The organism is Streptomyces sp. NPDC111628 (assembly GCF_055635195.1).
Window position 1 is genome coordinate 59,160 of sequence record NZ_JBVKBZ010000006.1, and the last position, 14,379, is coordinate 73,538.

The 14,379-nt window shown below is 72.9% G+C and carries 9 protein-coding genes; 6 read left to right on the forward strand and 3 right to left on the reverse strand.

Annotated features, from left to right (window positions below; all coding sequences use genetic code 11):
• Window positions 1-495 precede the first annotated feature (495 nt).
• Window positions 496-2,034 carry a M1 family metallopeptidase gene (locus tag ACZ7MF_RS29765; protein WP_471481315.1) on the forward strand — a complete coding sequence of 513 codons (1,539 nt, stop codon included), beginning with the start codon at window positions 496-498 and terminating at the stop codon, window positions 2,032-2,034.
• Window positions 2,035-2,179: 145 nt separating this feature from the next.
• Complete coding sequence (hflX, locus tag ACZ7MF_RS29770) at window positions 2,180-3,673, forward strand: GTPase HflX (protein ID WP_471481317.1); 1,494 nt, start codon at window positions 2,180-2,182, stop codon at window positions 3,671-3,673.
• A 99-nt stretch (window positions 3,674-3,772) separates the two neighbouring features.
• On the opposite strand, the gene ACZ7MF_RS29775 is transcribed toward hflX, so the two are convergent.
• Complete coding sequence (locus ACZ7MF_RS29775) at window positions 3,773-4,990, reverse strand: trypsin-like serine peptidase (RefSeq protein ID WP_471481318.1); 1,218 nt, start codon at window positions 4,988-4,990, stop codon at window positions 3,773-3,775.
• A gap of 105 nt (window positions 4,991-5,095) precedes the next feature.
• Window positions 5,096-6,325, reverse strand: coding sequence for a trypsin-like serine peptidase (locus ACZ7MF_RS29780; RefSeq protein ID WP_471481320.1), 1,230 nt, complete (start codon window positions 6,323-6,325; stop codon window positions 5,096-5,098).
• Window positions 6,326-6,767: 442 nt separating this feature from the next.
• On the opposite strand from ACZ7MF_RS29780, the gene ACZ7MF_RS29785 reads away from it, so the two are divergent.
• The 4 genes from ACZ7MF_RS29785 (at window position 6,768) to ACZ7MF_RS29800 (ending at window position 12,970) form a co-directional block, all read left to right on the forward strand.
• The gene (locus ACZ7MF_RS29785; RefSeq protein WP_471481322.1) at window positions 6,768-8,084 is read left to right on the forward strand and encodes an aminotransferase class III-fold pyridoxal phosphate-dependent enzyme; all 1,317 of its coding nucleotides are present in this window, start codon (window positions 6,768-6,770) and stop codon (window positions 8,082-8,084) included.
• A gap of 34 nt (window positions 8,085-8,118) precedes the next feature.
• Complete coding sequence (locus ACZ7MF_RS29790) at window positions 8,119-10,002, forward strand: IucA/IucC family protein (RefSeq protein ID WP_471481324.1); 1,884 nt, start codon at window positions 8,119-8,121, stop codon at window positions 10,000-10,002.
• A 29-nt stretch (window positions 10,003-10,031) separates the two neighbouring features.
• A complete protein-coding gene (locus tag ACZ7MF_RS29795) occupies window positions 10,032-10,745 on the forward strand; it encodes a GNAT family N-acetyltransferase (protein WP_471481326.1) in 714 nt (237 codons plus the stop codon).
• 230 nt (window positions 10,746-10,975) lie between these two features.
• Window positions 10,976-12,970 carry an ATP-dependent DNA helicase gene (locus ACZ7MF_RS29800; protein WP_471481328.1) on the forward strand — a complete coding sequence of 665 codons (1,995 nt, stop codon included), beginning with the start codon at window positions 10,976-10,978 and terminating at the stop codon, window positions 12,968-12,970.
• A 141-nt stretch (window positions 12,971-13,111) separates the two neighbouring features.
• Here ACZ7MF_RS29800 and lexA read toward each other — a convergent pair whose 3' ends face one another.
• Complete coding sequence (gene lexA / locus ACZ7MF_RS29805) at window positions 13,112-13,891, reverse strand: transcriptional repressor LexA (protein ID WP_003973219.1); 780 nt, start codon at window positions 13,889-13,891, stop codon at window positions 13,112-13,114.
• Window positions 13,892-14,379: the final 488 nt, after the last annotated feature.

The window sequence follows — 14,379 nt, forward strand, 5'->3', positions numbered from 1 at the left end:
GGCCGCACCGAACCTGCCGGGCCCACCCGCGGCTGACCGGCGGCGCGCGATCCGGCACACGGCGCTGTAGGCGTCCGGTCCGGCACGGCGTACCCGCGCCTGTTCCGGCACGGCGCCCCGCACCCGTCTGATCCGGTGCGCCGCGCCGAACCTGCCGGGCGTACCCGCGGCTGACCGGCGGCGCGCGATCCGGCACACGGGGGGCGCTGTACGCGGCCGGTCCGGCACGGGGTACCCCCGCCTGTTCCGGCACGGCGTCCCGCACCTGTCCGGTCCGGCAGGCCGCACCGAACCTGCCGGGCCCACCCGCGGCTGACCGGCGGCGCGCGATCCGGCACACGGCGCTGTAGGCGTCCGGTCCGGCACGGCGTACCCCCGCCTGTTCCGGCACGGCGCCCCGCACCCGTCTGATCCGGTGCGCCGCGCCGAACCCGTTCGGGTGCCCCGGGTGCGCGTCGTCGCCGCCGGACACGCGCGCGCTGATAGCCGTGGGGGATGCTGCACACCCCTCACCCCGCGACTCCGCGACTCCGCTCACGCTCCCGGCGCCGGCTCAGGGCCGCGGCGCTGCTCGCCTCCGCCGTCTCCGTCTGCCTGGTCGCCGCGAGCGCCCCGCCGACCCCGCTGGGCGTCGGCGACCGCCTCTTCCCGCAGCTGGGCAACCCCGGGTACGACGTGGCGGCGTACGACCTTTCCTTCACCTACTCCGGCAGCAACAGCGAGCCGCTGAAGGCCGTCACCACCATCGAGGCCCGGACGACCGCCGACCTGGACCGGATCAACCTCGACTTCGCCCACGGGAAGGTCGACTCCGTCGAGGTCGACGGAGAGCCCGCCGGGTTCGCCACCGCGGGCGAGGACCTCGTAGTGACGCCCGAGGACGCACTGGACGAGGGCGACTGGACGCGGATCACCGTGCGGCACAGCAGCGACCCGGTGTATCCCGAGGACCGCCAGGGCGGCTGGGTGCGCACCGCCGACGGTCTCGCCATGGCCAACCAGGCGGACGTCGCCCACCTGGTGTTCCCCTGCAACGACCATCCCTCCGACAAGGCGCGGTTCACCTTCCACATCACCGCCCCCGACGGGCTCACGGCCGTCGCGAACGGACTGCCGACCCGTGTGGACCGCACCGGCGGATCGACCACCTGGACCTACCGGAGCCCGCACCCCATGGCCACCGAGCTGGCCCAGGTGTCCATCGGCCGCTCCACGGTGCTGCACCGCGCCGGGCCGCACGGGCTGCCCATCCGGGACGTGGTGCCGACCGAGCACCGCGCGGCGCTCGAACCGTGGCTGGACAAGACCCCCGGCCAGATCACATGGATGGAGCAGAAGGTCGGGCGCTACCCCTTCGAGACGTACGGCCTGCTCATGGCCGACGCCACCACCGGCTTCGAACTCGAGACCCAGACGCTCACGCTCTTCGAGCGGGAGCTGTTCACCGAGCCGGCCTACCCGAAGTGGTACGTCGAGTCGATCATGGTGCACGAGCTGGCCCACTCGTGGTTCGGCAACAGCGTCAGCCCGGCCACCTGGTCCGACCTGTGGCTCAACGAGGGACACGCCACCTGGTACGAGGCGCTGTACGCGGAGGAGACCGCGGACAAGCCCATGGCGGCCCGTATGAAGGCCGCCTACGGGGCCTCCGACCGCTGGCGTACGGCGGGCGGACCCCCCGCCGCCCCCAAGCCGCCGAAGAACGGCAGCAAGACCGGGATCTTCCGCGCCAACGTCTACGACGGCGCCGCGCTCGTGCTCTACGCCCTGCGCCAGGAGATCGGCCGCCCCGCATTCGAACGCGTCGAGCGCGCGTGGGTCGCAAGGAACCAGGACGGCACGGCGACGACCGCCGACTTCGTCCGGCTCGCCTCCGAGACCTCCGGCCGAGACCTGGGCGGCTTCTTCCAGGCCTGGCTGTACGGCGAGAAGACCCCGCCGATGCCCGGCCACCCGGAATGGAAGCAGAACCCCGTCGAGAAGGCCGCCGGGAAGCAGCCCGCCAAGGCGTCCCATAAGGCACACGGGGAATAAGCCGGTGACGAGACGGCCCGTGCCGTGCGACCATCTTCGGGACGGCGCGGTACGGGCCCCGGGAATCTCCCCGGCGGTTCGCACGTTGTACACCGTGTCGCGGCCCGTGCGCCGCGCCGACCCTTCCCAGCTACGTAAGGATCCAATGACCTCCTCTTCTTCCCCCTCCCAGGACACCAAGCGTCTCGCGCAGACCTATCCCGAGGGCCTCCGGGCCGATGCCCTGATGGAAGAGGACGTCGCCTGGAGCCACGGAAACGACTCGCGGTGGGACGGCGAGCAGTTCGACCGCTCCGACCGCGCGGCCCTGCGCCGCGTAGCGGGCCTCTCCACCGAGCTCGAGGACGTCACCGAGGTCGAGTACCGCCAGCTCCGTCTGGAGCGGGTCGTCCTCGTCGGCGTCTGGACCTCGGGCACCGTGCAGGACGCGGAGAACTCACTGGCCGAGCTGGCCGCCCTCGCCGAGACGGCGGGTGCGCTCGTGCTCGACGGCGTCGTCCAGCGCCGCGACAAGCCCGACGCCGCCACCTACATCGGCTCCGGCAAGGCCGAGGAGCTGCGCGACGTCGTGCTCGACACGGGCGCGGACACCGTCATCTGCGACGGTGAGCTGAGCCCGGGGCAGCTGATCCACCTCGAGGACGTCGTCAAGGTCAAGGTCATCGACCGCACCGCCCTGATCCTGGACATCTTCGCCCAGCACGCCAAGTCCCGAGAGGGCAAGGCGCAGGTCGCGCTCGCGCAGATGCAGTACATGCTGCCGCGGCTGCGCGGCTGGGGCCAGTCGCTGTCCCGGCAGATGGGCGGCGGCAAGGGCGGCGGCCTCGCCACCCGTGGTCCCGGTGAGACCAAGATCGAGACGGACCGGCGCCGGATCCGCGAGAAGATGGCGAAGATGCGCCGGGAGATCGCGGAGATGAAGACCGGCCGAGAGATCAAGCGCCAGGAGCGCAAGCGCCACAAGGTGCCCTCCGTCGCCATCGCGGGCTACACCAACGCCGGCAAGTCCTCGCTGCTCAACCGCCTCACGGGCGCGGGCGTACTGGTCGAGAACGCCCTGTTCGCGACCCTCGACCCGACCGTGCGCCGGGCCGAGACCCCCAGCGGGCGGCTGTACACCCTGGCCGACACCGTCGGCTTCGTCCGGCACCTGCCGCACCACCTGGTCGAGGCGTTCCGCTCCACGATGGAGGAGGTCGGCGACTCCGACCTGATCGTCCACGTGGTCGACGGTTCGCACCCCGTCCCGGAGGAGCAGCTGGCCGCCGTGCGCGAGGTGATCAGGGACGTCGGCGCCACCGACGTACCCGAGATCGTCGTGATCAACAAGGCCGACATGGCCGACCCGCTGGTGCTCCAGCGACTGCTGCGGGTCGAGAAGCGGGCCATCGCCGTCTCGGCGCGCACCGGTCAGAACATCGACCAGCTGCTCGCCCTGATCGACAACGAGCTGCCGCGTCCCTCGGTCGAGATCGAGGCGCTCGTGCCGTACACCCACGGCAAGCTGGTGGCCCGTGCCCACGACGAGGGCGAGGTGATCTCCGAGGAGCACACCCCGGAGGGCACCCTGCTCAAGGTGCGGGTGCACGAGGAGCTGGCGGCGGAGTTCGCGCCGTACGTTCCGGCGCCGCTCGCCTGAGACCGCGCGGCCGGGCGGCAGCCCGACCGACCGACCGAGGGCCCGTCCCCTGCCTCGGCAGGGGACGGGCCCTCGGTCATGCACGGATCCACGTACGGATCACTGACCGCCGTACGTCTTGCTCATGTTCTGGTACATCGCCTCGGCCGACGGGCCGAGCTGCGGGCCCGCCAGCCAGGTGTTCTCCAGCGGGCCGATCGAGGTGTTCGAGACCAGCCTGGTCTCGCCGTCCACCACCCGGAACCAGCCGCCGCCGGACGAGCCGCCGGTCATGGTGCAGCCGATGCGGTACATCGTCGGCAGCGACGGGCTCAGCGACAGCCGGCCCGGCCGGTCGACGCACTTGAACATCTCCAGGCCGTTGTACGGCGCGGCCGCCGGGTAGCCCCAGGCCCCCATGCTGGACACCTCCGTCGCCGACGGGGCGGAGAAGTCCACCTCCAGCGCGGCGCCGACCGTCTCCTCCAGCGACTTGCCGCCCTGCTCCGGCTTCACGTGCAGCACCGAGTAGTCGTACGCGGCCCCGTCGCCGCCGCTCTCCGAACCGCCCTTGATCCACTGGTCCGAGGTCGCCGCCCAGTCGGCCCACCACGTGCCGTACGGGGCCATCTCGGTGGCCGTCGCGTTCGCCAGCTCCGCCTCGGACTTGCCGTAGTCGTTGTACGACGGGACGAAGGCGATGTTGCGGTACCAGCCGCCGCTGCCGCCGGCGTGCACGCAGTGGCCCGCCGTCCAGACCAGGTTGGACTTCCCGGGGTGGTTCACGTCCTTGATCACCGTGCCGGAGCAGACCATCGAGCCCTCGGGGGAGTCGAAGAAGACCTTCCCGACCGGAGCGGCGTTCTCGTGGTACGGCTTCTTCTCGGCCACGGCCTCGACGGGCGCCGGTTCCGGGTCGGTGGCACCCTGGTCGGCGGCCGCGTCCTTGGTGGTGACGGTCTTGTCGGCCTCCTTCGCGGACTTCATCCGGTCCGGCTCCCACAGCCCCTCGATCACCGGGTTGACGAAGTCCTTGGCCTCACTGAGCCACTTGTCCTCGTCCCAGTCCTTCCAGCCGCCGTCCTTCCACTGGTCGACGTCGATGCCGTGCTCCTTGAGCCGGTTCGCGAGGCCGGCCGCCAGCCCGCCCTCGCCGCCACCGGTGTCGCCCGCGTCGGCGGTCTGGGAGGTGCCGCCGCCGGGCTCGGCGTCGGCCTCGTCCTGCTCCGATCCGCCGCAGGCGGTCGCGGTGAGCGTGAGCGCGGCGACCAGACCGGCAGCGGCGAGTGCGGTGCGCCGCCCGCGCCGTGGCGCGGCGGACACAGGTGTGGAACGCATGGTGCGACAACCCCCGTTGAAACGTGTGAATGCGTGAACGCGTGAATGTCTGTCATGAAACGGGCGGCGGGGTGCCGGCCTCGGGCCCGACGCACCCCACCGTCCTCACTGGTCGGCGAACTTGCCGCTCACCGCGTCGAACACGCCCTTGGCCTCGTCGCCCAGGCGCGGACCGGCCAGCCAGCCGGCGGTCACCGGGCCGATGGAGGTGTTGGAGACCAGCGCGGGCTTGCCGTCGGAACCGGCGGCGACCCAGCCACCGCCGGACGAGCCGCCGGTCATGGTGCAGCCGATGCGGTACATCGTCGGGTCGGAGGCGTTGATCGACAGCCGCCCGGGCTTGTCCTGGCACTGGTACAGCTTCTGGCCGTCGTACGGCGGCGCGGCCGGGTAGCCGATCGCCTTCATGCTCTCGATCTCCGGCACGGCGGGCGCGTCGAAGTCGACCGGCAGCGCGTCGCCGACCGTCTCCTCCAGCGACTTGCCGCCGCTGCCCTTCTCCGGCGTCACATGGATCACGGCGAAGTCGTACGAGGCGCCGTCACCGCCGGTCGCCCCGCCCTGCTCGATCCACTGGTCCGAGGTCTGCGCCCAGTCGCCCCACCAGACACCGTAGGGAGCGAGCTCCTCCTTGGTGGCGTTCTGCAGCTCCTCCACCGACTTGTCCGCGTCGTTGTACGAGGGGACGAAGGCGATGTTGCGGTACCAGCCGCCGCTCTTGCCCGCGTGCACGCAGTGACCGGCCGTCCACACCATGTTGGACTTGCCGGGATGGGCCGGGTCCTTCACGACCGTCGCCGAGCACACCATCGAACCCTTGGGGGAGTCGAAGAGGAGCTTGCCGGCCGTGGCGGCGTTGTCGTGGTACTTGGCCGGTACGGCCGCCGCCTCGACGGGCGCGGGCTCCGGGTCGGTGACGCCCTGGTCGCCGGAGATGTCGTTCTCGTCGACCTCCTGGTCCGGCTCCTCGGCGTCCCGCATCCGGTCCGGGTCCCACAGGCCCTCGATGATCGGGTTGACGAAGTCCTGCGCCTCGCGCAGCCAGTCGTCCTTGTTCCAGTTCTTCCAGGCGCCGTTCTTCCAGTCGTCGACGTCGATCCCGTGTTCCTTGAGCTTGTCCTTGATGTCGTCCGGGATCCGGATGCCGCCGTTGCCGTCGTCCGCGGCCGACGCGGAGGCCGAGGCGTCGGCGCCCGCCTCGGGGTCGCCGTCCTCGCACGCGGTGGCGGTGAGCGCGAGCGCCGAGACGAGCGCCACGGCGGCGGCCGCGGAGGAGGTTCCGCGCCGTCCGCGCCTGTTTCCGCGCGTGCTGAACGACGGCCGTATGGATCGCATGGTGTTGACTCCCCCTGCTGTGAACGAACGTGGTGCCGCGGTCGAACCGTCGAACGACGGTGACCGGGAACGGCACCACACACTATGCGGTGGCTGTGGGGGAGTTCCGACGGAACGGCAACGGTTCGGATACAGCGGCCTGACCTGGCACGCGTTGCCCAGTCCCGGAAACGATCTGCAGGCGGGCCGTAACCCGGTGAACGGTCCTCGGTTGGTAGCGGTGGGGGGGCCTGCTGTCCGGACGCGGTCCTCCATGCCGGGAGCGCCCGGCACGTCGGGTCGTGTCCGGACAGCGGGAGGTCGACGAGCCGTGGCGGGATCCCCGTACGGAGGGTGCACGGGCGCGGGCGGGAACGCCGGGCCGGTCGTGACGAGGGAGCCCGCGGTCGGGGCGTTCACGCGGGCGCACGCCGCGCGCGCGGGTGCTGGGCAGGGGAGCGGCATGCCAGGGCCAGGGCCAGAGCCAGGGCCAGGGCCAGGGGACGGCGGGCAAAGGGGCGCTCTGAGGCGCCAGGCGGCGCGGGAACCGGCGGCACGTACCTACGCGCGCGCCCTCCCGGTCGTACCCGTCCGCGCCCGGGGACTCACCATCGAGGCCGCCGACGGCCGCCGTTACCTGGACTGCGTCTCCGGCGCGGGCACCCTGGCCCTCGGCCACAACCACCCCGTCGTCCTCGACGCGATCCGCACGGTCCTCGACTCGGGCGCGCCCTTGCACGTCATGGACCTCACGACACCGGTCGAGGACGCCTTCGTCACCGAGCTGCTGCGCACCCTGCCGCCGGGACTCGCCGACCGTGCGTGCGTGCGGTTCTGCGGTCCGGCCGGCACGGACCCGGTCGCCGCCGCGGTTGCGCTGGCCCGCGCCGCCACCGGACGGACCCGGGTGGTCACCGTCACCGACGTTGACGCCGACGGGACGGTTCTCCACGAGGACGACGCCGACGGGACGGTTCTCGACGACGACGACGGCGAGCCGGGACGGGAGCGGCCCGCAGGACTCCTCCTGGAACCGGTCCGGAGCGAGGCCGGGGTGCGTCCGGTGCCGGACCGCCTGGTGCGGCGCCTGCGGGCCCGCGCGGCCGACCGGGCCGTCCCGTTCATCGTCGACGAGACCGGGACGGGCGTCGGCCGGACCGGCGCGTACTGGGCCTTCGAGCACAGCGGAGTCACGCCCGATGCGGTGGTCCTCGCCAAGGCGATCGGCGGCAGCCTCCCCCTGGCCGCGGTGGTCCACCGCGAGGACCTGGGCGAACCGGACCGTACGGCCGGCGCCTTCCGCGGCAACCAACTGGCCCTGGCCGCCGGAGCCGCCACCCTCGCCCACGTCCGTGAGCACCGGCTCGCCGGACACGCCGCCACGCTGGGCAGCCGGATGCTGACCGGACTGCGCGCGCTGGCCGCGGAGTTCCCGTGCGTCGGCGACGTGCGCGGGCGGGGCCTGATGGCCGGTGTCGAGCTGGTGGCACCGGACACCGCGCCCGACGTCACCGCCCATGGTGCCCGCCACGGTACCGCCGGCCGCCCCGGTACCGCCGCCGACCTCGCCACCGCCGTCCGCCGGGAGTGCCTGCGCCGCGGGCTGATCGTGGACGTCACGGGCCAGCGCGCGAACGTCGTACGGCTGCTGCCGCCGCTCATCGTGACCGAGGAGCAGATGTCGGCCGTCCTCGACCGACTCGCCGACGCCGTACGGGCGGTGGACCGCGATCGCCCCGGCGGCTCCGTCCCGTTACGCGCGAAGCGCGCCCCGAGATGAGACCCCCGGACACGGCCCGCCAGGAGGACCCGCGTTGCACACCGACCCCGCTCCCGAACCGTCTCTCGCGGCCACCTCCGCACCCGGGGCCCCGGCTGCTCCTGGGCCTGTTGCCGCTCCGGACACCGCACCACGGCCTGCCCCGGCGCACGGCGCCCTCCCCGGGCCGCGGCCCGCGCCGCACACCGCCCGGTCCGCGGCCGACCCCCTGGACGGCCTCGATCCCTGCGCCGCCGCCCAGGCCGCGGGCACGGAGAACCTGATCCGCTGCTGGGCCCGCGAGGCCGACGTGTCCGCCCCCGACGACGGCGTACTTCACGTGCCGCTCCCGGCCTCCGGTACGGCGCTCGTCGTCCCCGTCCGCTACTGGTCCCCGACCGGGGCGCACCGCTTCGGCCCCCCGCGGCTTTCCGGTTCCCCCGCGTCGGCGCCGCCCGTGGACGCGGTCACCCTCGCCGCGCTGCTCGTGCGCGAGACGGCCGGTGCCCGGGGGCCGGACGGTCCCGACCTCGTCGTGCGCGTGGCCGACTCCGTCCGCCGCACCGCCGTCTTCCTCCGGGACCGTGCCGGTCCAGGAGAACGCGGCGGACCCGACCTCTTCCTCGCCGCCGAACAGGCGCTGCTCCTCGGGCACCCGCTGCATCCCGCCCCGAAGAGCCGGGAGGGCCTCACCGAGGACGAGGCACGCCGGTACTCACCGGAGCTGCGCGGCTCCTTCCCCCTGCACTGGCTGGCCGTCGCCCCCTCCGTACTCGGCACCGACTCGGCCTGGACCGAGCGCGGCCGCCCGGTCACCGCGCCCGCGCTCACCGCACGCCTCGCGGCGGACGGCCCGGCGGCCCCGGAGGGATACGCCCTCCTGCCTCTGCACCCCTGGCAGTTCCGCGCCGTGCTGCACCGGCCGGACGTCGCCGCCCTCCTGGACACCGGGCAGGTCAGGGACCTCGGCGCCCGGGGCCCGGCCTGGCATCCCACGTCCTCCGTGCGCACCGTCCACCGCGGCGGTGCCCCCGCCATGCTCAAGCTCTCGCTGGGCCTGCACATCACCAACTCCCGCAGGGACAACCTCCGCAAGGAGCTCCACCGCGGCGTCGAGGTGCACCGCCTGCTGCGCCGCGGCCTGTCCCGCCAGTGGCGGGCGGCCCACCCGGACTTCGACATCGTCCGCGACCCGGCCTGGCTCGCCGTCGACGGACCCGACGGCGCGCCCGTGCGCGGTCTCGACGTGGTCGTCCGGCACAACCCCTTCCGGCCCTCGGACGACGTCTGCTGCGTGGCCTCCCTCGTGTCACCGCGGCCGCACACCCGGCTGGCCGAGCTGGTCACCCGGCTCGCCGGGCGGACCGGCCGCCCGCGCGGGGCGGTCGCCGTCGAGTGGTTCCTGCGCTACCTCCACCACGTCGTACGCCCCGTCCTGTGGCTGGACGCCCGCGCGGGGATCGCCCTGGAGGCGCACCAGCAGAACACGCTCGTCCTGCTTGACGCCGACGGCTGGCCCGCGGGCGGCCGCTACCGCGACAACCAGGGCTACTACTTCCGCGAGTCCCGGCGTACGGAACTCGACGCCAGGCTCCCCGGGATCGGCGCACAGAGCGACACGTTCGTGGCCGACGCCGTCACCGACGAGCGCTTCGCCTACTACCTCGCCGTCAACAACGTGTTCGGTCTCATCGGCACCTTCGGCTCAGAGCGTCTCGCCCCGGAGGGCACGCTGCTGGCGGCCTTCCGTCGCTTCCTCGGCGAGCTGGCCTCGGGCCCCGACCCGCAGGGCGGCCCGCTCCCCGCCCACCTCCTCGACTCACCCGTGCTGCGCTGCAAGGCGAACCTGCTGACCCGGCTGCACGGCCTCGACGAACTCGTCGGCCCGGTGGACACCCAGTCCGTCTACGTCACCATCGCCAACCCCCTGCATGCCTGAACGGGCCGCCCTCCCGAAGGAGCGACACTGTGAATTCCACCGACGCGAGCGCCGACGACACCCTGGACCTGCAGCTGCCCGAGGAGTTCGTCGCCCTGTTCCGGACCGCGGCGAACGACCCCGCGGAAGCGGCGACGGCACGCGCGCGTGAGGACCTGCGCGTGCGTGCGGACCTCCTCGACGGCATCGCCGACTGGGGCCCGAGCGACACCCCCGCCGGAGACTTCCACCTGGTCCCCGTGGACCTGGAACGGGACGTCGCGCTCATCGCGCGCTGGATGAACGACCCCGCCGTCTCGGCGTACTGGGAGCTGACCGGACCGCAGAGCGTGACCGCGGACCACCTACGGGCCCAGCTCACCGGCGACGGGCGCAGCGTCCCCTGTGTCGGGACGCTCGACGGGGTGCCGATGAGCTACTGGGAGATCTACCGCGCCGACCTCGATCCGCTGGCCCGGTACTGCCCGGTCCGGCCCCACGACACCGGCGTCCACCTCCTGATCGGCGACGGCGCGCACCGCGGGCGGGGCCTCGGAACCGAGCTGATCAGGGCCGTCGCCGACCTCGTCCTCGCCAAACGCCCCGCCTGCACGCGCGTGCTCGCCGAACCCGACGTCCGCAACAGGCCGTCCGTCGCGGCGTTCCTCGGCGCCGGGTTCCGGCCGACGGGGGAGGTGGACCTGCCCGCGAAACGCGCGGTCCTCATGATCCGGGCACGCGAGGCGCCGGAACAGTCACCGTGAAGCGCCGCGCCCGCCGTCTCCGGCGTCCCACCCGCTGCCGCTGTCGTTCTGCCCGCCGCCCCTCCCGTCCCGCCGGTCGACCGTCCCGTGTCGCCGGTCGCCCCGCCCCGTTTCGCCGGCCAGCCGCCCAGGAGCCACCCCTTGCCCCGCCTGTCCCCACGGTCACTCACGCCGCTCGCCCCCGCCTTGCCGACCCGTTTGTCAGTCCCGGGCCGTAGGGTGGTCGCGCTATGACGAAGCCCTCACTCCCCGAACTCCTGCACGCCGCCGTCACCGCCGTCGGCGGCACGGAGCGTCCCGGCCAGGTGGCCATGGCCGAAGCCGTCGAGGAAGCCATCGACGGCAGCTCCCATCTGCTGGTCCAGGCCGGCACCGGTACCGGAAAGTCGCTGGGCTACCTGGTGCCCGCCCTGGCGCACGGGGAGAGGGTGGTCGTGGCCACGGCGACCCTGGCCCTGCAGCGCCAGCTGGTCGAGCGGGACCTGCCCCGCACGGTGGACGCGCTCCACCCCCAGCTGCGCCGCCGCCCGGAGTTCGCGATGCTCAAGGGCCGGTCGAACTACCTGTGCCTGCACCGGCTGCACGAGGGCGTCCCGCAGGACGAGGAGGAAGGCCTCTTCGACCAGTTCGAGGCCGCCGCCCCCACCAGCAAGTTGGGCCAGGACCTGCTGCGGATGCGCGACTGGGCGGACGAGACCGAGACCGGCGACCGCGACGACCTGACGCCGGGCGTCTCCGACCGTGCCTGGGCGCAGGTGTCGGTGTCCTCCCGGGAGTGCCTGGGCGCCTCGAAGTGCGCCTACGGCGCCGAGTGCTTCGCCGAGACGGCCCGTGAGCGCGCCAAGCTCTCCGACGTCGTCGTCACCAACCACGCGCTGCTCGCGATCGACGCCATCGAGGGCGCGCCCGTCCTGCCGCAGCACGAGGTGCTGATCGTCGACGAGGCGCACGAGCTGGTCTCCCGGGTCACCGGAGTCGCCACCGGCGAGCTGACCCCCGGCCAGGTCAACCGTGCGGTACGCCGCGCCGCGAAGCTGGTGAACGAGAAGGCCGCCGACCAGCTCCAGACCGCCGCGGAGGGCTTCGAGCGGCTGATGGAGCTGGCGCTGCCGGGCCGCCTGGAGGAGATCCCGGAGGACCTCGGCTACGCCCTGATGGCCCTGCGGGACGCCTGTCGCACGGTCATCTCGGCGATCGGGACGACCCGCGACAAGTCCGTGCAGGACGAGGACGCGGTCCGCAAGCAGGCGCTGGCCTCCGTGGAATCCGTGCACGACGTGGCGGAGCGGATCACGAACGGCTCCGAGTGGGACGTCGTCTGGTACGAGCGCCACGACCGCTTCGGTGCCTCGCTGCGGGTGGCTCCGATGTCCGTCTCCGGACTGCTGCGGGAGAAGCTCTTCACCGACCGCTCGGTCGTCCTGACCTCCGCGACCCTGAAGCTGGGCGGCGACTTCAACGGGGTCGGGGCGTCGCTGGGCCTCGCCCCCGAGGGCACCGAGGGCGACGACGTGCCCCAGTGGAAGGGCGTCGACGTGGGCTCGCCCTTCGACTACCGCAAGCAGGGCATCCTCTACGTCGCCAAACACCTGGCCCGCCCCGCCCGGGACGGCGACCGCGGCGACATGCTCGACGAGCTGACCGAGCTGATCCAGGCGGCGGGCGGCCGCACCCTGGGCCTGTTCTCCTCGATGCGCGCGGCCCAGCTGGCCGCCGAGGAGCTGCGCTCGCGGATCCCGGAGTACCCGATCCTCCTCCAGGGCGAGGAGACCCTCGGCGAGCTGATCAAGAACTTCGCGGCCGACCCGCGGACCTGCCTCTTCGGCACCCTGTCCCTGTGGCAGGGCGTGGACGTGCCCGGGCCCAGCTGCCAGCTGGTCGTCATGGACAAGATCCCGTTCCCGCGTCCCGACGACCCTCTGATGAGCGCCCGCCAGAAGGCGGTGGAGGAGGCAGGGGGGAACGGCTTCATGGCCGTCGCCGCCACCCACGCCGCGCTGCTCATGGCCCAGGGCGCGGGCCGGCTGGTCCGCGCGTCGGGCGACCGCGGGGTGGTCGCCGTACTCGACCAGCGGTTGGCGACGGCCCGGTACGGCAGCTATCTGAAGGCGTCCCTGCCCGACTTCTGGTTCACCACGGACCGCAACCAGGTCCGCAAGTCACTCGCCGCCATCGACGCGAAGGCCAGGCAGACCGAGGGCGCCGAGGAGGCGGACGGCGACTGAGCGCGGCCGTCGTGCCGCGCGGCCGTCCCCCCGGCACCACCGGTCCCCGTACAGCGCTGGGCCCCGGAACCGGCGCAGAGGTCCCGGGGCCCGGTCGGGTCGGCGGGGCGCTGTCGCGCGCGTACCCGCCCGCCGTGGCGCTCAGACGCGACGCAGTACGGCCACCACCTTGCCGAGGATGGTCGCGTCGTCACCGGGAATCGGCTCGTACGCCGAGTTGTGCGGGAGGAGCCAGACGTGTCCGTCCTCGCGCTTGAAGCGCTTGACGGTGGCCTCGCCGTCGAGCATCGCGGCCACGATGTCGCCGTTCTCCGCGACCGGCTGGCGGCGGACCGTGACCCAGTCGCCGTCGCAGATCGCGGCCTCGATCATCGAGTCGCCGACGACCTTCAGGACGAACAGCTCGCCGTCGCCGACCAGCTGCCGGGGGAGCGGGAAGACGTCCTCGACGGACTCCTCGGCCAGGATCGGGCCACCGGCGGCGATACGGCCGACCAGCGGGACGTACGAGGCGGCCGGCTTTCCGGCGGTGTCCGTGGGCTGCACGGAGGCGGCCTGGTCGGAGCCGCGCACCTCGTAGGCGCGCGGGCGGTGCGGGTCCCGGCGCAGGAAGCCCTTGCGCTCCAGGGCCATCAGCTGGTGCGCCACGGACGAGGTGCTGGAAAGGCCGACGGCCTGGCCGATCTCCCGCATCGACGGCGGGTACCCGCGCCGCTGCACGGAGTCGCGGATGACCTCGATCACCCGGCGCTGGCGGTCGGTGAGCCCCGAGCTGTCCGCCCGGATGCCGGGAGGTCGTCCTGGCAGGGAGCGCTTGTGCCCCTCGGGATTCGCGGCGTCGCTCATCGCGTGCACCGGCTCAGGTCGGCCCTGGGGGCGTTCCTGGGCAGTGATGGTGGCACTGTCGGCGGTGGTGGTCACGTCGGCCCCTCTCGATGGTCTCCCTGCTGCACAACGGTAGTAGCTTTCGAAAGGTTGCGCCAAACACACGTTCGAGTGAAAAAACGCGAATCGCTCGCTCGTCTTGCATGTCTGGGTGTATGGCTACCGTGGCGCCTGGCGGACAAAAGGGCTCATTGCTGTACTCTTCACCGCCGTGGTGACAACCTCCGGGATGTCGCCCCAGTCTGCCATCCGGCATCCCGTTCGACGGGGCGGGGCTCCCATCTGTTGCGGTAGTCCCACGTCCCCTCCTCGCGGTGCCCACCGTATCTCCGCATGCTCCGGGCGGCACGAGTCCGACACGGCCGCGACACGCCCGGGCGGCGGAGGGGTGCGAGTGACGCGGCGCGGGTGGTCGCGCACGCACAGGCGCGACACGCGTGCAGGGCGTGTATGTATGAGCCAATCCCCACATCTAGTGGTTGGATAGCGTGAGCAGCCCACAAGTTGTGGTCCCCCGGGTCTTC

Bases quoted from the DNA above. Each gene is read 5' to 3' on its own strand.
- ACZ7MF_RS29765 (WP_471481315.1), top strand. From the start codon at position 496: ATGCTGCACACCCCTCACCCCGCGACTCCGCGACTCCGCTCACGCTCC.
- hflX (WP_471481317.1), top strand. From the start codon at position 2,180: ATGACCTCCTCTTCTTCCCCCTCCCAGGACACCAAGCGTCTCGCGCAG.
- ACZ7MF_RS29775 (WP_471481318.1), bottom strand. From the start codon at position 4,990: ATGCGTTCCACACCTGTGTCCGCCGCGCCACGGCGCGGGCGGCGCACC.
- ACZ7MF_RS29780 (WP_471481320.1), bottom strand. From the start codon at position 6,325: ATGCGATCCATACGGCCGTCGTTCAGCACGCGCGGAAACAGGCGCGGA.
- ACZ7MF_RS29785 (WP_471481322.1), top strand. From the start codon at position 6,768: ATGCCAGGGCCAGGGCCAGAGCCAGGGCCAGGGCCAGGGGACGGCGGG.
- ACZ7MF_RS29800 (WP_471481328.1), top strand. From the start codon at position 10,976: ATGACGAAGCCCTCACTCCCCGAACTCCTGCACGCCGCCGTCACCGCC.